Origin of the sequence: Psychrobacter sp. VH5 (assembly GCF_050572635.1) — a bacterium.
In the GTDB taxonomy this organism is placed as follows: domain Bacteria; phylum Pseudomonadota; class Gammaproteobacteria; order Pseudomonadales; family Moraxellaceae; genus Psychrobacter; species Psychrobacter celer.
The window spans coordinates 1,648,244-1,667,949 of record NZ_CP192145.1; the positions used below are offsets into that span (position 1 = coordinate 1,648,244).

The 19,706-nt window shown below is 45.8% G+C and carries 15 protein-coding genes and 1 pseudogene; 8 read left to right on the forward strand and 8 right to left on the reverse strand.

Annotation, left to right across the window (positions count from 1 at the left end; all coding sequences use genetic code 11):
• Nucleotides 1-176 precede the first annotated feature (176 nt).
• The 6 genes from ACNFVB_RS07000 to ACNFVB_RS07025 all read right to left on the reverse strand — a co-directional run bounded on the left by ACNFVB_RS07000 (nt 177) and on the right by ACNFVB_RS07025 (nt 10,764).
• Nucleotides 177-4,106, reverse strand: coding sequence for an AAA family ATPase (locus ACNFVB_RS07000; protein ID WP_430736996.1), 3,930 nt, complete (start codon nt 4,104-4,106; stop codon nt 177-179).
• Nucleotides 4,107-4,170: 64 nt separating this feature from the next.
• Entirely contained in the window at nt 4,171-5,763 is a 1,593-nt protein-coding gene (locus ACNFVB_RS07005) for an exonuclease SbcCD subunit D C-terminal domain-containing protein (protein WP_430736997.1), read from the reverse strand.
• Between the two features lie 179 nt (nt 5,764-5,942).
• Entirely contained in the window at nt 5,943-7,559 is a 1,617-nt protein-coding gene (gene cysG / locus ACNFVB_RS07010) for a siroheme synthase CysG (RefSeq protein ID WP_430736998.1), read from the reverse strand.
• Between the two features lie 246 nt (nt 7,560-7,805).
• Entirely contained in the window at nt 7,806-8,444 is a 639-nt protein-coding gene (locus tag ACNFVB_RS07015; RefSeq protein ID WP_430736999.1) for a phosphoadenosine phosphosulfate reductase family protein, read from the reverse strand.
• A 51-nt stretch (nt 8,445-8,495) separates the two neighbouring features.
• Nucleotides 8,496-9,086 (reverse strand): DUF934 domain-containing protein, encoded by a 591-nt coding sequence (locus ACNFVB_RS07020; protein ID WP_192993100.1) that lies wholly within the window; start codon nt 9,084-9,086, stop codon nt 8,496-8,498.
• Nucleotides 9,079-10,764, reverse strand: a complete 1,686-nt coding sequence (locus ACNFVB_RS07025; RefSeq protein WP_430737000.1) for a nitrite/sulfite reductase — start codon at nt 10,762-10,764, stop codon at nt 9,079-9,081. The genes ACNFVB_RS07020 and ACNFVB_RS07025 overlap by 8 nt, the downstream gene beginning before the upstream one ends.
• Nucleotides 10,765-11,119: 355 nt before the next feature.
• Between ACNFVB_RS07025 and sat the strand changes: the two genes are divergently transcribed.
• Nucleotides 11,120-12,388 carry a sulfate adenylyltransferase gene (gene sat, locus ACNFVB_RS07030; RefSeq protein ID WP_430737001.1) on the forward strand — a complete coding sequence of 423 codons (1,269 nt, stop codon included), beginning with the start codon at nt 11,120-11,122 and terminating at the stop codon, nt 12,386-12,388.
• Nucleotides 12,389-12,512: 124 nt separating this feature from the next.
• Here sat and ACNFVB_RS07035 read toward each other — a convergent pair whose 3' ends face one another.
• Nucleotides 12,513-13,025, reverse strand: coding sequence for a hypothetical protein (locus ACNFVB_RS07035; protein ID WP_430737002.1), 513 nt, complete (start codon nt 13,023-13,025; stop codon nt 12,513-12,515).
• A gap of 288 nt (nt 13,026-13,313) precedes the next feature.
• Between ACNFVB_RS07035 and ACNFVB_RS07040 the strand changes: the two genes are divergently transcribed.
• From ACNFVB_RS07040 to ACNFVB_RS07055, 4 genes and pseudogenes are all read left to right on the forward strand, one after another.
• Nucleotides 13,314-14,411 (forward strand): sulfate ABC transporter substrate-binding protein, encoded by a 1,098-nt coding sequence (locus tag ACNFVB_RS07040; protein ID WP_430737003.1) that lies wholly within the window; start codon nt 13,314-13,316, stop codon nt 14,409-14,411.
• 205 nt (nt 14,412-14,616) lie between these two features.
• On the forward strand, nt 14,617-15,501 hold the full coding sequence (gene cysT, locus ACNFVB_RS07045; protein WP_198335798.1) for a sulfate ABC transporter permease subunit CysT: 885 nt from the start codon (nt 14,617-14,619) through the stop codon (nt 15,499-15,501).
• Nucleotide 15,502: 1 nt separating this feature from the next.
• Nucleotides 15,503-16,468 carry a sulfate ABC transporter permease subunit CysW gene (cysW, locus tag ACNFVB_RS07050; RefSeq protein ID WP_430737004.1) on the forward strand — a complete coding sequence of 322 codons (966 nt, stop codon included), beginning with the start codon at nt 15,503-15,505 and terminating at the stop codon, nt 16,466-16,468.
• Between the two features lie 94 nt (nt 16,469-16,562).
• Nucleotides 16,563-17,282, forward strand: a pseudogene (locus ACNFVB_RS07055) (sulfate/molybdate ABC transporter ATP-binding protein); the annotation flags it as partial.
• A gap of 123 nt (nt 17,283-17,405) precedes the next feature.
• On the opposite strand, the gene ACNFVB_RS07060 reads toward ACNFVB_RS07055, so the two are convergent.
• Nucleotides 17,406-17,723, reverse strand: coding sequence for an ArsR/SmtB family transcription factor (locus ACNFVB_RS07060; protein WP_100749628.1), 318 nt, complete (start codon nt 17,721-17,723; stop codon nt 17,406-17,408).
• Between the two features lie 285 nt (nt 17,724-18,008).
• Here ACNFVB_RS07060 and ACNFVB_RS07065 point away from each other — a divergent pair, with 285 nt between their 5' ends.
• The 3 genes from ACNFVB_RS07065 to bfr (ACNFVB_RS07075) all read left to right on the forward strand — a co-directional run bounded on the left by ACNFVB_RS07065 (nt 18,009) and on the right by bfr (ACNFVB_RS07075) (nt 19,575).
• On the forward strand, nt 18,009-18,200 hold the full coding sequence (locus ACNFVB_RS07065) for a (2Fe-2S)-binding protein (RefSeq protein WP_075100851.1): 192 nt from the start codon (nt 18,009-18,011) through the stop codon (nt 18,198-18,200).
• Between the two features lie 330 nt (nt 18,201-18,530).
• On the forward strand, nt 18,531-19,019 hold the full coding sequence (gene bfr / locus ACNFVB_RS07070) for a bacterioferritin (RefSeq protein WP_192993110.1): 489 nt from the start codon (nt 18,531-18,533) through the stop codon (nt 19,017-19,019).
• A 73-nt stretch (nt 19,020-19,092) separates the two neighbouring features.
• On the forward strand, nt 19,093-19,575 hold the full coding sequence (gene bfr / locus ACNFVB_RS07075; RefSeq protein WP_192993112.1) for a bacterioferritin: 483 nt from the start codon (nt 19,093-19,095) through the stop codon (nt 19,573-19,575).
• The last annotated feature ends 131 nt before the right edge of the window (nt 19,576-19,706 follow it).

Consider the following 19,706-nt stretch of genomic DNA (forward strand, 5'->3'; position numbering starts at 1 on the left):
GGTAAAGGATGGACACAGCAGTTGCTGCTATCTTTTAGCATTCTTTTAAAAGCCACCGCTGATAATCAGCGGTGGCTTTTTATTGGTTGAACTTAGTTGAGTTCACTCAAGATCAATGATCAGCGTTATTACTCTCAAACCCAATCTTACCTGCCTGCTTATACATATAAAGTAGCCTATGAGTCTTTTTCGGCGGCTGTTTTTACAACTCGGCGACAGCCTTGTCCGCTGATTTGGCTAAAGCCGCCTGAGAGTTTTTCGACCTTAATTTGCGTCAAGATACGATCTTTTAGGGCTTGTACGTGGGAGATAACCCCAATCAGCTTGCCTTCTTGTTGTAAGCTCGTCAAAGTATCGAGTGCGATATCAAGTGAGTCTTCATCAAGCGTACCAAAACCTTCATCCAAAAATAACGAATCGACACGGATATTATGACTGGCCATTTGCGACAGCCCAAGTGCCAGTGCTAGGCTGATGATAAAGCCTTCACCGCCGGAGAGGTTTTTGGTGCTACGAACCTCACCGCCTTGATAGTTGTCAATGACATTCAGCTCAAGCGGGTTGCTGTCATCGTGAATCAGCAAATAACGGTCACTCATTTTTTGCAATTGCGTATTGGCATGGCCAATCATGACTTCAAACGTTAGGCCTTGGGCAAAGGTACGATACTTTTTGCCATCAGCCGAGCCAATTAACATATGCAGCTGCTGCCATACTTGTAGCTTTTGTCTTTGCTCATCAATGGCGATCAGCTGCGCCGCTTGTGTATTTTTTTGCTGCTCGTTGTCTTTAAGCTTTTGATCAATGGCACCAATTTTTTGGTTTAACTCGTCGATGTCTGTTTGTATCTGCTGATATTGGTCAGCAAGGAGCTCTCGGCTTGCATTCGTCATAGGCGCAGCAAGACTTTGCGTCAGTGCTTGCTGCGTACTGTCCAGCTGCAGCTGAGCTTGATGCAGCGCAGTATCAATCGCTACTTTACGTCTATGTAGGGCGTCACGCTCCTCTTTGGGCAAGCGGGCTTTGACAAAAGTGGCTTCATCGACAAAATCGGACGCTATGAGTAAGTCTGTAAAGATACTTTGCTGAGTGTTCAGCGTGGTCGTCGCCGACTGTAGCTCTGTTGCTAGCTGCTGCTCTCTACTCTTTAATTGTTCTAATGCCTGTTGTACGGTATCTAGCTGCCTTTGCGCTACTCTTTGCTTATCTTTAGCAGCATCGACAGCATTGCGTAATTTATTTTCTTCATCATCTGTATCTTTATCTGCAAAAATCTCTGTTCTATCTTGTTTTGATTGTTCGATAGTCTTGACCTTATGAGCAATTAAGCGCTCTAGCTCGTTGAGCGTTGTTTCATCACTGTGCAGCTGTGCTTGCTTGGTTTCAATCTGCGCAGTCAGGCTACTTAAGGTGTTGGTCAGCTGCTGTTGGCTGTTTTTTTGCTCATTGAATTGTTGTTTTAACTGACTTAAAGCGCTGCGCTGTTGCCGCAGTTTTTCAATATGATGGTCACATTCTGCGCTGTCTATTACGGTTTGCTTATCAAAACTATGACCCAACTGCGTAAGTGCGTCAGATAAGTCTGCCGTATTGAGCGCTGTGGTTAAGTATGCTTTATGTTGGTCCATGGGATACTTATTTACCAGGGCTGAAATGGTGCTCAGCAGAGGCGTTAATTCTGAGAAATTAGCAGTGATCTTATCTTTTATCCCAACAATTTTTTGTGAGTTAAGCTTAATGTCAGTTGTCAGGTTGTTAATGTCATGACTGACCACTTGTTGACTTTTTTCATCAGCTTCAATAGTCGTACTGAGCTGTGCAGCAGTTTCAGTTAAATTGTCATATTCGATTACTATGGTTTTAAGAGACTGCTTATGTTCAGTTAGATCGTGTTTGGCGGTATCTAATAAGGATAAGCTAGGCTCTAGGTTCGCAGTAGCCGCATCAATGTTATCGTTTATCTGCGTAAGTGGGTCGATAATTGCTGCGATTGCTTCAGAGTGATTGTTTTTAGCCTCAAATAGCGAGGAAAGGTAAGCCTGAACATCACTATGTAAGGTTTCGGCTTGCTGCTGTAGTGGCGCCAGTTGTTGCTGCTGGTTATTTAGCGTCTGTTTTTTGGTGGCATATTCGATATTGTGTTTTGATAAAGCTTGTTCAAGGTTATCAATAACGGTCTCTAGTTCCGCTATTTGCTGCTGTGTTTGTTGCGTCTTAGAGGGTTGGTGTTGGCTGGTATCCTGGTGACTGCGGTCTAATAATGGATGATGCTTACCATAAGGATGCTCAGTGGCGCCGCAAAGCGGGCAGGGCGATCCATTGTCAAGCTCTGCTATGTAGTCTTCAAGCTTAGCGACCTTTTGTAGTAGATTCAGATGCTCTTGCTTCTCTTGCCGCTTGAGTTTGGCATCTTGAATGTCTGATCGATGATCAGCAATGAGTCCTTCTAAGGCCGTTAACTCTTCATTGAGCGTCGGTAGTGAACGTTTGGTATTTTCGATTTGGTGAGCAAGATCGGACAGCTGCTGTAACTTATAGCTGGCTTGTGCAATCTGAATGTTGATTTGGTCGACTTGCTCTTGCTCATGACGCATACTTGCAAGCGATTGTTTTTCGATAAGTGCCGCTTGCTGCTGTTGTACGCTGGCAAGTTGCTCGCGTTGCTTGGTTATTAATAAACGATCTGAATCTTGTTGCTTAGACAGCTTATCGAAATCAGCTTGTAGCTGACCGGCTCGATGGTCATACGCAAGTTTATCCGTAGTCAAGCCGACATTATCTTTTAGCAGCGTCTTTAATCGGCCACAGCTGCTATCAAAGGTAGCCATGTCTGTATCGAGGTCGTTTAGCTCTTTATAATCATCAAAATACTTTTCTAGACTGCCAAGCTGAGTCTTCGTCTCTTGCTCTGTTTGGCTGTGTCTGGCTATTTCTTGATGTAATCGTTTCTTATTATTGACTAAGTCGTCTTTACGTTGCTTGTCGTTTGCTAAAGAGTGAAATTGCTGTTTTATCTCAGCATCCAATTCGCGTGTTTTTGAAATAACAGGCAGAGTAGTTTGCAGGTTATCTGTTGCTTGTTTTTCAATGGCAGTGATATCGTTTAAATGGGTCGTAACTTGTGCAAGCACTGCTTGCTGAGATGGAATATTACTGAGTAATTGATGTTGTTCACTGCTAAGCCGATTGACCGTCTCTCGGCTATAGCCAAGCTTATGAAACTGGCTGTCAATCTCTAAAGCTTTACTGGCCAGCTCCAAGCGCTTGGCCTCTGGAGTAAATTCTATCTGTGCATGCTGCGCTGCGGAAAAATCTTTTTGATAACTCGCAAGGCTCTGCTGTAGCTGCTCAACCTGCTCCAGCCACTGCAGCTGCTCACTTACGGTTTTAAAGCGTTGGCGCTGCTTACTTTGTTGCTGGTTAAGCGTCTCAAGCTCTGCTGCCAGTCGTTTTTCATCCTCAGGACTCAGTAAAGATAGACTGTTCACGCCTGCCTGTAGTTTGCCAAGCGCTTCTTTTTCAGTACGGTGTCTTTCATGGACATTGAGCGATATTTTGGCATAAATGGCAGTGCCGGTGATTTTTTCCAGTATAGCTGCTCTATCACCAATATCCGACTTCAAAAATGCGGCAAAGCTGCCTTGAGCCAGCATGATGGAGCGGGTGAACTGATTAAAATCCATACCGATAAGGTCTTGGATATAGGCGGATGTCTTGGACTTTTTTTCTTCTAAAATCTTGCCAGTTTTAACCTCACTGATCTCATGTCTAATCGGTAATAAGTTACCCTTGGCTTTTTTATGCGCGCGGTGCTGGTACCAGTAGCATTGATAACGTGTAGAGTCGATCTCGATGATAACTTCTGCTGAGCATTCACCCGTACCTTGGGTCATGATCTCGTTAGTTGAGCCGGTAATATCGCCCAATCGTGGTGTTTGGCTATAGAGTGCTAAACAAATCGCATCTAAGATGGTGGTCTTGCCAGCGCCTGTTTGCCCAGTAATAGCAAAGATGCCTTCATTCAAAAAAGCAGGATCACTAAAGTCAATGTGCCATTCGCCTTTTAGGGAGTTGAGGTTTTTTAGTCGCAGTTCAATCAGTCGCATGAGCAGGTCTTATTTTTAGATAGTTCTATAGAGTAGTTATCAAAGTAGTTGACATGAGCGGCTGTTATTCCGCCTGAGTGTCTTCATGACGCAAGTTATATATGACTTGCTGATAGGCTTCTCGCAGAGCGTTTTTTTGTTCATCTGCGACCTTGTTCAGAAGCAGACAGCGCTCAAACACCTCTTCCTCATCCAAGTCTTGTAGTGTCTCAGAGGTTTGCTGCTGGTTTAGCACTTTATTATAAGTACGGGTGTTTTTTATTTTTAGTACCTCACACCGCAAGCCATCTACCATCGCCTGAATATGCTCACGTAACTCGCTGACCAGCTCATCACCTGTGTAAATCACTTCGAGCCAAACAGACTCCGTGTCATCTAAAGACTGAGCAGTGCTATCAATTGTCTGTTGGATAGACTGTAGATCACCCGAGACTTGTGCCAGTTTTTGAAACGTGGGAATAGGCAAGGAAACGATCTGCATCTGACATGATTTGTCAAAATGTAGTCGCTGCGGTGGCGAGGTCATTTTTGAGTCAACATCATTTGAATTGAGGTCATCAACCTTGCTTTCTTGCTTTACATGGTGTTCGTCTACATTGCTTTTGTCGCGTCCCTCATTGTCTACTGAATCATCAAAGCCAAACAAATCATCCATAAAACCACTCGTCTGATTGGCTACTTTTTTAGCCGCTTTTTCTACCGATGTTTCAATTGTGGCAACTGTACGGGTGATCTGAGGCACATTGCTTGCAATGGTACGAGCAGCGGTATTGTTTGACATTGGTTTTTTATCACTAAACTCGTTTTTTACTGCGCCAAACTGTATGAGCAACACCTGTTTTTGCTGTTGCGCCTCACCAAAACCCATGGCAATCGGCGAGCCTGAATAGCGAATGGTCTCACGGCCGCCGACCCGCTGCGGCACATGCAGGTGCCCAAGGGCGACATAATCAAAACCATCGTCAAACATGTCAGCAGACACCTTACCAAGCGAACCGATATAAAGCTCACGTACGCCGTCATCTTCGGTCGTCGTGCCGCCAGCTGCAAACAGATGGCCTGTGGCGATTATCGGAATGTGACGCTGATGGGATTTTATTAATTGGGCTTGCTTGAGCTTGGCGATACTGGCGACGTTATCATAATGGGCGCGAATGCCTTTGATGACATTGGCGTCTTTGCTGTCCATCGACTCGCCAGCGCTACTGCTACGGACATCACGATCACGCAGATAGGGCACAGCGGCGATGATGCAATGCGGCGCGCCGTCTGTGTCATCTAATACCAAGACCTCATCGTTTAAGTCCTCGCAAGCGGTGCCAATGACATGGACGTTTAGAAACTTAAGCACATGACTTGGTGCGTCCAGAAACGTCGGAGAGTCATGATTGCCTGCGACGATGACGATATGCTGGCAACAGGAGCGTGAGACTCGCCCCAAAAACTCATAATACAGAGCCTGCGCTCGGTTGCTCGGTGTCATGGTGTCAAAAATGTCACCGGCAACAATCAGTACATCGACGTGTTGCTCGCTAATGGTGGTTTCAAGCCAACCCAAAAACGCTGCAAACTCATCATAACGCATACGGCCATAGAGCCTGCGCCCTAAGTGCCAATCGGAGGTATGTAAGATAGTTAAAGGTTTTAAATTTTTCATAGGCGCGGCGCAAACGTGGTATCGGCAAGTGGGAGTGTCATTGAGCGGAAGGGTGTTTATAAGCAAGCTGTCATTCTAGCAAGAATTGCTAGGCTTTGCTGTGCCACCCGCGCATAAAAAGCCCTGCCAATAACATATTGACAGGGCTATATTATAGTCCTTTCGAAATCAAGCAAACATTATCCAATCACCAATTGCTCCAAACCTTCTTCTTGCTGCGCTGCCAAATTAGCGATCATAGAGAGCGCATGGGCTTGCTGGTCTATCGGTTTTTTTGCATCTTGCTCCGTGATAGCTGTTCCTGCACGTAACCAGTTAGTCTCTGTATCGCCGGTATCTTTATTGTGTTTGTTGTACCACGCCAAATCATCATGCAGCGCCACCACATCTCCCATGATAAGCAAGGCGGGCGTGGGCAACTGGTTTTGTTCTTGCAGCGCCACGATACTCTCAAGTGTGCCAGTTAATACTTGCTGATTGGGCATGCTGGCATTGGAGACGATGGCAATCGGCGTCTCAGGCGAGCGGCCAGCGTTTATCAAACCTGTCGTCAAACGTGCCAGTGAATGCAGACCCATATAAAATACCACCGTCTCATCGGTGTTCAAGAAGTTTTTAAAGTTGTTGTTGGGCGTGCCTGCCTTCAAGAATCCTGTCACAAAACGTACGGACTGTGAGTGGTCACGGTGAGTTAAGGGTATGCCAGCATAGCTAGCAGCGGCATTGGCGGCGGTGATCCCTGGTACGACCTGATACGGCACACCATGAGCGCGCAGGCTTTCAATTTCTTCACCGCCACGACCAAAGATAAATGGATCGCCACCTTTTAGGCGCACCACACGCCGACCTTCTTTGGCGCTATTGACCAATAACTCATTGATGCCAAGCTGCGCGACAGTATGGTTACTGCGTTTTTTACCGACAAACACTTTGTCTGCATCACGGCGACAAAGATCCAGCACTTGTGGAGATACCAATGCGTCATAGTAGACAATATCTGCTTGCTGCATCAAACGCAGCGCTTTAAATGTCAAAAGCTCTGGGTCACCAGGGCCTGCGCCAACGATATAGACTTCGCCTACGGGGGGTGATTTTTTTTCTGACTCGTCTGATAGCGTAGGCGTTGTATTTTCCGCAGCATAGGCTTTATCATGAATAGCAGCGGCAGTACTATCTAAATCCGCTTGCAACTGGGCAGCGGCTTCGGTTTCATTACCAACAAACATCAACTGACTGACTTGACCTTCAAAGGCACGCTCCCAAAACTGCCGACGGCCTGTCAGGGTTGGGATTTTACGTTTTACCTCGCTACGAAACTCACCAGCCAGCTTGGCCAGCTTGCCATAGCCTTGCGGAATGAGGGTTTCAAGACGTGCACGTAGTAGACGTGCCAGCACCGGCGCTTTGCCATTCGATGAGATGCCGATGACGATGGGATTACGATCGACGATAGCGGGGAAGATAAAGTCACATAAATGCGGGGTATCAACCACATTGACGGGGATGTTGAGCGCGGTGGCATCAGCGTGAATTTGATGATTAAGCGTCTCATCATCAGTCGCCGCAATGATGACTCGTGCACCTGTCATATAGAATTTATTATAATTTTTATAAATCAGCTCGTGCTTATCGTCTGAGAGCAAGGCTTGTATCTCAGTGCTGATATCTGGCGCTAGAATGGTAATGGCAGCCCCAGCACGGCTAAGCAAATCTGCCTTACGCAGCGCCACATCGCCACCGCCCACGATCAGCACCTTGCGATTTTCTAGTTTAAAAAATAATGGAAAGGTGTTCATAGCATCACCAATTATGTATTCAATGTCGTAAAATATGCTTCCATTATGAGGTATCAGGCGCTACGTCTCATGCAGTGAATTGGCATTAGCATAGTCGTTTTCGTCATATTTATTATAGTTTTTGATGGAATGTAGAATAGAGAAGGGAATAGTGATAAGAGCGTTTGCGACAAAAAGGCTCTCTTACAAGAGTAAAAGAGCCTTTTAAACAGAGCTTTTTAAACGATGAATGACGGTAATGCTTGATTACAACTGCGTATGCAGACCACACTCACGGCTTTCTTCTACCTTAGTTGGATCAAAGTAGTCATGCTCGTTTGGCAAGTTGTGCTCATCTAAGTACACATCCAAATCTGCATCGGTTTTTTCAAACAATGGTGCTACTTTTAGCACGCCGTCTTTTGATAAGCTAAGGACATCAAGACCTTGGCGGAATTCTGTTTGGTCTTTACGAATCGCGTTAAACCATACGTCAGGCTTTAGCTCGTCTAGTGCACGGCGGAATGGCTCAAGTTTCACTTGTTCAGTGAACTCGCCATGTTGCGGGTTGTCAATGCCTGGGATGCCATTCATGGTTGAATCACGGTGTGCAGCGGTTTGTTTTGGAATATACGTCACGACGTTGAGATCAAGATCACGAATCAATTTGTTGGCAAACTGATAGGTCGCATCGGTGTTATAGCCTGAATCTACCCACAATACCGTGATGTCAGGGCGCTGCTTGGCAACCAAATGCAAGATCGCTGACTCATAAGGACGGAAGTTGGTGGTGATGATTGGGTTTTTGGCTTGCGTCAATGCCCACTCAACGATTTGCTCAGGTGATTTACCTTGCAAATCTTGGTTTGCTTGGTCGATATCTAGGTTTGGGTGTAATTGGCTCATAATACATTCCTTAATAATTGTTAATATAAAAATGGTTCTTTAATATCGAGTTTAGGTTTTTGAGAACATCGGTAATGCTGAAGCGTCTCGACCATCATAGCTACTGGCTAGGGCAGTGAAGGCTTGGCTAATATCAGATTTAGCATCATGCTCATTGAGTACAAAGCTAGTAGCACCAGCGCGCAGCAAATAAGCGATTTGATCACGACCAAACGCGCCTGCCATGCGAATATCACCTTCATAACCAAGCTGACGCAGGGTCTGTGCAAAACTAAAACCGCGACCATCCACAAAACTTGGGACATGAATGACGATCAAGTCTTGCGTCAATAAAAAGTCTTTTACATCAGGCAGATCATCAGCATCGGTGTTGGACGTAATCCACACACCCAATCGGCTGCTGTGCTGCTTGAGGATATCCAATACTTGCTCTAGCAAACCGTTTGCCAGTTTTCCATCAGCATTTAATAAATCTGCTAATGGCACAAGTACATCAACTTTTTCTTGTTTGTGTAACAGCTCAAGTAAGGTCAGGTTTGATAACGCGATACCGTCAGGCAGCTGCGCTGTCGCTAGCGCTTGCCAAGTATCTTCGCCACTGATGTCTGCGCCATGGCTATCGAGCACATGATGATTAGCCATAGACCTTCTCCTTAAAGGGGGCGATACCAACGCGGTCAATCACGTCACCAAAACCCTCAACATCTTGTTCGTTAGTGCCGCGTATATCGAGATACACATCTAAAATGGTTTGTAAGGTGCTGGCCACATCATCCGCTGGCACCGCTTTTCCTAAGATTTTGCCTAATTTGGCGTCATTACTAGAGTTACCGCCAAGGCTAATCTGATACCAGTGCTCGCCTTTTTTGTCCACACCCAAGATACCGATATCACCTGTGTGATGATGGGCGCAAGCATTCATGCAGCCTGACATATTGAGGCGAATATCACCAAGATCATACAAGTAATCTAAATCATCGAACTGCTTTTCGATTTGCTCAGCGATATTGTGTGTAGTCGCATTGGCCAGTGAGCAATAATCCCAACCTGGGCAGACAATCATATCGGTTAAGGTGTTGATATTGGCGCGTGCTAAATGCAAATCTGATAGTTGCTGCCACAATTCATAAAGCTCATTGGTTTGCACATCAGCGAATACCAGATTTTGCTGATACGTACCGCGCAACTCACCAAAGCTATAACGATCAGACAAATCGGCAAGCGCATCCATTTGCGCATCACTCAAGTCACCTGATGGCACATAACGACCGTCCACCAGTCCGGCTTTTAAAGAGATTACGACCGCACGGTAACCGTCCACCTTATGTGCCACAGTATTCTGGTTATACCAGTTGGCAAAGTCTTTATCAGCGTTTAGTTGTTGTTGTAGCTCAGACTGTACTGCGAGCGCATCAAATGACTGATAATCAGGCATACTGAAGTAGCTAGCAGCGGTGTCAAAATTGTCATCCGTCAAGGTCAGCGGACCGTCTTTGGTGTGCGCCTCCCACTCAGCTTCTACCAGTTTGGCAAACTGATCGCCGCCTAAGCTGTCGACCAAAATCTTAATACGGGCTTTGTACTTGTTATCACGGCGACCGTGCAGGTTATAAACGCGCAAAATGGCATCGAGATAGCTGAGTAAATGCTCACGCGGTAAGAATTTGCGAATCGTTTTACCAATAATAGGCGTACGTCCCAAGCCACCACCAACGATCACTTCAAAGCCAAGCTCGCCTGCGTCATTGGTAACGACGTGCAGACCCACATCATGTACTTGCGTTGCCGCACGATCCGCTTCGGTACCGATCACTGCAATTTTAAATTTACGCGGTAAAAAGGCAAACTCAGGATGAAAGGTTGACCACTGACGGATAATCTCACAATAAGGGCGCGGGTCAGCGATTTCTTCCTTATGGATACCAGCGTAAGGATCGGTTGTGGTATTACGAATACAGTTGCCTGAGGTTTGGATGGCATGCATCTGTACCGTTGCCAATTCTGCCAAAATATCTGGCACTTCTTCTAGTTTTGGCCAGTTCAGCTGAATATTGGTACGGGTGGTCATGTGCCCATAGCCTTTATCATACTTACGGGTAATCTCAGCCAATTTGCGTAGCTGATAGCTGGCAAGCAAGCCGTAAGGAATGGCAATACGGAGCATCGGTGCATAACGCTGGATATACAAGCCGTTTTGCAATCGCAGTGGCAAAAACTGCTCTTCTGGCAGCTCACCTGCCAAAAATCGCTCAGTTTGGTCGCGAAATTGGGCAACTCGTTCGTCTACTAACGTCTGGTCAGCGTAATTATATTGATACATGACGTAATCTCAGTTTTGTTTTTAGTCTTAAAAGCAGCGATGGCAGCAATCTAATATCTGTGCTCGTAGGTGATAGACTTTACCACAAATCGCAATTTAAACAATTCAGGGTCACATCATATAAGCTTCTATCTATAAACATAAATTCCTTTCAGACATATCCATATCCAAACACAGCATAAATTTTCATAACGAAAGTTAGGTAGCCTATGCTTATCAAATTTAACGCCTGATCGCTAGTACGCTACTTCTTATCTATCGACGGCTTTCTTCTCAGTTTTGTATATTTAATCACTTTCGTATTTTTGCTCATCTCTTCCAACCATTCTTTCTAATAAGAGGTTTTAATAACGATATGTCTCAGACCCAGATTCAGACCCAAAGCCAAACTCAATCTCAATCAAAGCTGGTTCCACCACATGGCAGTGCCGAGCTTAAACCACTGTTGTTAGAAGGCGAGGCACGCGAGCAAGCACTAGAGCTTGCCAGCACCTTACCAACCATTACCTTAAGCTCACGCGAGCGTGGTGATCTGATCATGTTCGGTATTGGCGGCTTTACACCATTGAATGGTTTTATGAATAAAGCCAATTGGCAGGGCGTGGTTGACAACATGCGCTTGCAAAGTGGTGACAATGCAGGTTTGTTTTGGCCCATACCGATCACCTTGTCTGCACCAAAAGCGACGGCGGATAGTTTGAGTCAAGGCGACAAAGTGGCGTTGGTCGCACAAGATGGCGAAGTTATGGGCATCTTGACAGTAGAAGAGACCTATACCATTGATAAAGAACACGAGTGTCAGCAAGTATTTACCACCACAGATCCAGAGCATCCAGGCGTCCAGCAAGTATTGGATCAAGATGAGGTCAATATTGCAGGTAGCGTAGAAGTACTGAGCGAGGGCGAGTTCCCAACGCGTTATCCTGGTATCTATAAAACGCCCGCGCAAACACGTCAAATCTTTGAAGAGAAAAACTGGAAGACTGTGGCGGCTTTCCAAACGCGTAACCCGATGCACCGCTCACATGAGTATTTGGCCAAAATCGCGATTGAGATCTGCGATGGTGTGATGATTCATTCATTGCTCGGCGCACTAAAACCAGGTGATATTCCAGCAGAAGTACGTCAAGAAGCCATCAAAACCTTGATTGATAATTACTTTAAACAAGACACGGTGATTCAAGCAGGTTATCCGCTAGATATGCGCTATGCTGGTCCACGTGAAGCCTTATTACATGCGTTATTCCGCCAAAACTATGGCTGTAGCCATCTGATCGTTGGTCGCGACCATGCTGGTGTGGGCGATTACTATGGCGCGTTTGATGCGCAAACCATTTTTGAACAGGTTGGCAAAGACGATCTCATCACCCAGCCGCTAAAAATTGGCTGGACGTTCTGGTGTAATGCTTGTAATGCGATGGCATCTGACAAGACTTGCCCGCATGACGCGTCTGAACACGTTAAAGTATCAGGTACCAAGCTGCGTAAAGCGCTGTCAGAAGACATGGAAGTACCAGAGAACTTTAGCCGTCCAGAAGTGCTTGAGATACTACGTAACTACTACGGTAGCATCGCTCGTGAAGAACGTGCTGAGATCAAACTCACGGGCGCCTCTGCGGTGTAAACCCTAGCGTGTCAGCATAAAAAATCAGTGCTACATTAATAATAAAAAAGGTGTCAGACTTATGGTCTGGCACCTTTTTGTTTTTATCATTTTTAGCATCTCTCACCGCAGTTAGCGTGAGCTATCAAAACTCTAAATCTTCTACCAGCTTTTGATACTCTCCCGCAAGTGAGCCACCGCCTGAGCAAAAATAATTCAGCGCATATTTATCTGGGCTATCAATCGTCAGCATATTGTCTTTAAATTGAAAAAAGACGGTGCTGTCATTTGCCTGCGCCTCAAAAATCGTACCGTGTGCCGCGTCTTGCCCTCTTAATGTCGCCTTACCATCAAACTGACAAGTCTGTTTTTTGATATCGCTACGTGAGCGAACTTTTATATCGATTTTTCGATCACTCTCTGCACGTACCATCACACCAACCCAGTCATAGCCTTGGCTGCGGTTTTCATAACCTGCATCGGCATAATCGCCAACTACTGCTTGCATCATAGGCGCAGCGGCTTGCTCAGGCTGAGTGATGGGCGTGTTTGGCATGGCGGATGTCACGTTGTTGCAAGCGCTTAAGCTCAACGTGGTGATGGCGGCTGTCGTCCCTGCTGCCAATACACGAGAAAAACGAGTCAAAGATGCGATCATTTAAGTACCTTTTAAGTGAGTAATAAGAGTGGGTAAAGATTTATCAAAGATAGTAGCGCTTAGCGACCAGCTCGTCTATAGCTCAAGCAATACCATAACTTGCTTAACAGTATCTGTTGATGCTTTTATTGTTTCTGTTCTCAGCTGTATTTTATAAACGCTTGATAAGGCTGGCTTTATCCTTTGGTTATTCCCTTTTGGCAATAACATACGCATATTCATCATTAAACATAATAAGATGGCGCTGTTAGCATACTTGCATTACCTAACAGCATCTTTGAGGAAAGTATGACATACGCCGCCCCATATCAACAAAAAAGTAAAACTCGCAGCGCTCTCAGCATTGCAGGCATAGCCTTGAGCTTAGGTCTGGCTGGCTGCAGCAATAATGATGCAGTCGACACCACCGCAAAAGCTGATGATACGGCGGCTGCAGAAGGTCAAAATATCGAGCTGCTCAACGTCTCTTATGACGTTGCCCGTAATTTTTATAAAGATTATAACCCACTATTTGTAGAGCACTACAAAAGCGATCACCCAAATAGCACCATCACCGTCAAACAGTCGCATGGCGGCTCAAGTAAGCAAGCCTTGTCAGTGGCCAATGGTCTACAAGCCGACGTTGCCACTATGAACCAAGGCTCTGATATCGAGCTACTAGAAAAAGAGGGTTTGGTTGAGTCAGACTGGGAGAGCAAATTCCCTGATAATGCCGTACCTTTTACCAGCACCATCGTGTTTTTGGTACGTAAAGACAATCCAAAAGGCATCAATGACTGGGAAGATTTGACTCAAGACGGTCTTGAGATCGTTATGGCCAATCCAAAAGTCACGGGCAATGGTCGCTATGCCTTCTTAGGCGCTTATGGTTATGGTCTGCATGCGTTTAATAACGAAGAAGCACCAGCCAAAAACTACGTAAAAGAGATGCTCAAAAACGTCAAAGTCTACGAAAACGGTGGCCGTGCAGCAACCACAACCTTTGTGCAGCGCGGTATTGGCGATGTATTAGTGACCTTTGAAAACGAAGCCAACTTGGCGGCGACTGATTTTGGTGCCGGTCAAGTGGACATCGTCTATCCAAAATACTCGATCAAGTCAGAAAGCCCTGTGGCCATTGTAAAAGCCGTCACGGACAAAAAAGGCACCACTGATGCAGCAAAAGCCTACTTGGACTATTTGTGGAGCGAGCCGGCCCAGCAATTGGCTGCTGATCTATACTTGCGTCCGAGCGTACAAAGCGTACTCGATAAAAACAGTGACAAACTGCCACCGGTTGAGACTTTCCGTCCAAATGATGTTTTTGGTTCATGGGATGAGATCATGGGCACTTACTTTAGCGACAATGGCGTCTTTGATCAATTAGCGATCAACGCACCGCAGTAAACAGTAAGCACTGCAGTAAACAATGAGCAGCGCAGCACCTAGAGCGATACTCTAGTGCAAGAGAAGCCGTGGTAAACAAAAAAAGGACATGGTCATCTACACCATGTCCTTTATACCGTAAGCTCAGCTGACCCAGCATAATTATTATTAAGTAGATTGCTCAATATTTTGTTACGTACCATTCGTTAGGCAATAGGACATCACTATGAGTGCAACCGCTTCATCCGCCCACAAAGCCCCTGCCAAAAAAGGCTGGCTGACCCGTATGCGTCAGCGCAACGTGCTGCCAGGGTTTGGGCTGAGCATGGGTATCACGGTTTTTAGCTTATCGCTACTGGTGGTACTGCCGTTTGCCATGATGGCCTATACCACGACGCAAATGGGCTGGACGGGATTTTGGCAGGCCATCAGCCAACCACAGGTGACGGCTGCGATTAAGCTGAGCTTGTGGATGGCGTTTGCAGCGATGCTGACCAATATGGTGTTTGGTACCTTGGTCGCTTGGGTGCTAGTGCGTTATGAGTTTTGGGGCAAATCCTTAATCAATGCCTTGGTGGATCTGCCGTTTGCGCTGCCGACGGCGGTGACGGGTATCTCGCTTGCTACCCTGTACGCGCCCAACGGCCTAATAGGTCAATGGTTTGCCAAGTTTGATATTCAAGTGGCCTTTACACCTTTAGGTATTTGGCTGGCTTTGGTGGTGGTCAGCTTTCCATTTATCGTGCGGGCGGTGCAGCCGGTACTCGCTGAGCTGTCGGTTGAGTTTGAAGAGGCAGCGGCGGTACTGGGTGCCAATCGCTTGACCACGTTTTGCAAGGTGATCTTGCCTGAGATGATGCCAGCCTTACTGATGGGCGCTGGAATGATGTTTGCCCGTGCGACAGGTGAGTATGGCTCGGTGATCTTTATCGCCGGCAACATCCCGATGGAAACTGAGATTTTGCCGCTGATTATCATCAGTAAGCTCGAGCAGTTCGATGTTGGGGGCGCATCAGCCGTGGCACTATTTATGTTGCTGATTTCATTTACCATCTTATTGACCATCAATATCGCACAGTGGAAACTGTCTCGCCGCGTAGGAGCTCGCTGATATGCAGATATCCAATAGCTATGATTACCAAAGCAATCCTGCGACCAAAGACACACCGTGGATACGTCGCACTTTTATTACCATTGCTGTGCTGTTTATGGTGGTGATGCTGGTCGTGCCGCTACTTGCGGTGTTTTATGAAGCCTTTAAAAACGGCTGGCAGCTGTATGTTGCTTCTTTGGTCGATCCTGAGGCCTTACAAGCGATCAAGCTGACCTTGATCACTGCCGGCATCGTGTTACCGATCAATATGGTGCTGGGTATTGCAATTGCTTGGCTGGTGACACGTTATCAGTTTAAAGGTAAGCAGCTGGTCACCACCTTGCTTGATTTGCCATTTTCGGTATCGCCTGTGGTCGCAGGCCTCATGTTTGTGCTGTTATTTGGTCTCAACTCTACTGTGGGCGGCTGGCTTGAGAGTATGGGTTTTCAGGTGATATATGCGGTACCAGGCATTGTATTGGCGACATTGTTTGTCACCTTCCCATTTGTGGCACGTGAGCTGATACCGCTGATGCAGACGCAAGGCGACAGTGAGGAGCAAGCGGCGCTGACATTGGGTGCGAGTGGTTGGCAGACTTTTTGGCATGTCACCTTGCCCAATATCAAATGGGCGCTGCTTTATGGTTTGATTTTGACCAATGCCCGAGCGATGGGTGAGTTTGGTGCAGTCAGCGTAGTGTCCGGTCATATTCGCGGTGAGACCAATACCATGCCGCTGCTGGTCGAGATTGCTTATAACGATTATAATTTTACCGCCGCTTTTGCCTTATCAAGCCTGCTTGCGGCACTGGCATTGGTGACACTACTGATTCAGCAGGTCATGACCAAGATGCAAGCGCGCAAATTTGCCAAATCGGTACGTCTCGCGGCTGCGTCTGAGCTACCAGTGAGCGCCAATGCTACCAATGCGGCTGACACCTATAAGACGGCGGCGCAGGCAGCTAAGAGCTCGAGAAATGTGTAAACAACTGACGGCCTATACGAAAGATTGATTACCACAACGCTGTCGCCAGCATAGACGCTGCCACGATAAGCAAAAGTGAATAAGAGACACGATTATGAGTATTGAGATTCGCAACGTTAATAAAAAATTTGGCAGTTTTACCGCCTTAGACAATATCAATATCACCGTACCAACTGGTAAACTAACCACTTTGCTTGGGCCCTCAGGCTGCGGTAAGACCACCTTGCTGCGTATCATCGCAGGTCTTGAATACGCAGATTCTGGGCAGATATTCTTTGATGACTTGGATGTGACCAACACCCCGGTACAAAAGCGCCATATCGGCTTTATGTTTCAGCACTATGCATTGTTTCGCCATAAAAACATCGCCGAAAACGTCGCTTTTGGCTTGACATTGTTACCAAAAAACAAGCGTCCTAGCAAAGCCGATATCAATAAGCGTGTAAATGAGCTATTAGAGTTGGTGCAGTTGCCCCAAGTCGCCAACGCCTATCCGCATCAGCTCTCTGGTGGACAGCGTCAGCGGATTGCGCTGGCACGAGCTTTGGCAGTCAAACCCAAGTTATTATTGCTTGATGAACCATTTGGCGCACTCGATGCTAAGGTGCGTAAAGAGCTGCGCACGTGGCTAAAAAACATCCACCATGAGCTGGGTATCACCAGCATCATGGTCACTCACGATCAAGAAGAGGCAAGGGCGGTGTCAGATGAGATCGTGGTGATGAACCAAGGACGAGTAGAGCAGGTAGGCACCTCAGAGGCACTGATACACCAGCCGGCCAATGCCTTTGTCAGTGACTTTTTAGATTTGGCTTAATCGGATACGGCAAACACGCCAGTATCTGCACACCAGTTGGTGCATAAGCTATAAAACGCCATAAAAAAAGACCTATACAATTATAGGTCTTTTTTTATGGCGTCATGCCCATCTTATCTACTAGGCAAGCTTCATATCTGCATCCAACGATGTCTGCTCATGCGTGATCTCTAAGATCTCTTGACACCACTCTGGCAAGTCATCGGCGACCTCGTACCACATCCAAGTCCCGTCACGCACACAGCTTAGAATACCCAGTTTTTTTAGATGATTTAGATGGCGTGAGATGGTTGGCTGCGGCTGATCCAATATCTCAACCAACTCGCCCACACAGCGTGCTTCTTTTTTAAAAAGAATTTGAAATATTTTTAGACGAGTCGGATCAGATAAGACTTTAAACAAATCAATAGGTCGTATCATAAAGTTATTATCAGACATAGCATAATTCCAATAGGGCGTTGTTAATAGGGGGTCAATATAACAGCAGTCGTCAATAAAATCGATTAAAAATTGAGCTAAATTACAGTTCGTCGTTAATTTACTACCTTTGATACCATTCGGTTACATCGATACTTGTATTCCGTTACATGAATTTATTTTTCAAAATATCTGTCTGTATTTATTTACTGCGTAGTCAAAGATAGGGTGATAAATACAGCAAACACTATTGAAAATGATAATAGTTATCGTTATGATATACCCATCACGTAAAGGAGCCAATCTATGTACGTATGTATCTGTAATGACGTAAAAGACAAGCAAATCAAAGCAGCGATCGCTTCGGGTGTCGATACGCTCGAAGGCCTAAAAGACACGCTGGATGTGGCGACTTGTTGCGGCTGCTGCGAGCCTATGGTCAATGACTTCCTAGACGAACATCATGCCAAGCTCGATGCGCTGGCTTATGCAGTGTAGGGTAGCACCAGAAACTACCCCATTTTGTCCTGCGTATACCTCTTGCACCACCATCCTTTCACGCAATTTCTACCTCACGTACTGCCTCTATCTCACATACTGGTTGATGACGCACTCATCAGCCATGCTAGTTAATTATGATTCTCAATTAGCATCTTATTCTTAGTTCATAACATTACAAGCGCTAGCACCTCTATATGCTACTATATCTGTCTGATATTGTAAGAAGTCTGACGGACTTTAATCTTTACTAAGCAGTTTACCAATAACGCTTTTATTATATGCAATATTGTGAATTTAACCTGCGAGACAACAATAGGAGTATGGGTGATGATAGGTAGCCAGAAAGTCATTGATTATTTAAATTTTTTATTGGGCGGCGAGCTTGCTGCGCGTGATCAGTATTTTATTCATTCAGAAATGTATGCTGAATGGCACTACGGCAAGCTATACGACCGCATCCATCATGAAATGGAAGATGAGACCCTGCACGCGCAGGCCATTATCCGCCGTGTTTTGATGCTTGGCGGCACGCCAAAGATGAGCGTTGATGGGATCAACATCGGTAGCACCGTCCCTGAGATGCTACAGTTTGACCTTGATTTAGAGTATCAAGTACAGCAACACCTAAAAGACGGTATTGCGCTGTGTGAAGAAGAGCACGACTATGTCACCCGCGAGATGTTGGTCGAGCAGCTGAAAGATACTGAAGAAGATCATGCACATTGGTTAGAGCAGCAGCTGCGCCTTATCGATATGATCGGTCTGCCAAACTATCTACAAAGCCAAATGGCAGAAGTGTCTCCTGATATTGTCTAGTATCGTCACAGCTATATTAAGCTGCAATATTTAAAGCACGTATCATAGATTAAATAGAGTAGGGAGAGAAAATATGAAAGGGGATAAAGAGGTCATTCGCGCCTTAAATAAAGTACTCGGACAGTCACTGATTGCCATCAATCAGTATTTTTTACATGCGCGTATCGCTCGTCATTGGGGGCTTGAAACATTAAACGAGCATTTTTATAAACAGTCTATCGCTGAGATGAAGTGGTCGGATGATTTGATTGCGCGTATCTTATTATTAGGCGGTCTGCCAAACTTACAAGATTATGGCAAGATGTTCCTTGCAGAGGACGTGCCTGAGATGATTGAGTGCAACCTGCGTTTAGAAAAGCAAAAATTCACTATTATCACTGAGGCAATTACCTTATGTGAAGAAAAGCGTGATTATGTATCACGCCAGCTATTGGTCACGCTAAAAGATGGTAATGAGGAATATGACGACTGGCTGGAGACTCAAGAAGACTTGATACAAAGTATCGGGGTTGAGCGTTATATTCAGTCACAAATGCATGACGACGACGCACCGTAATTAGCCACTCTTGACTGACACTTGCCAGCTTGTTTTTTGAGTATCTTTTAAGATATATCAAAGGACATGCTGGTATTTTTATGTCTATAAGACAGGTGTTTATAATGATAAAGCGCTAAGACAACTATCGA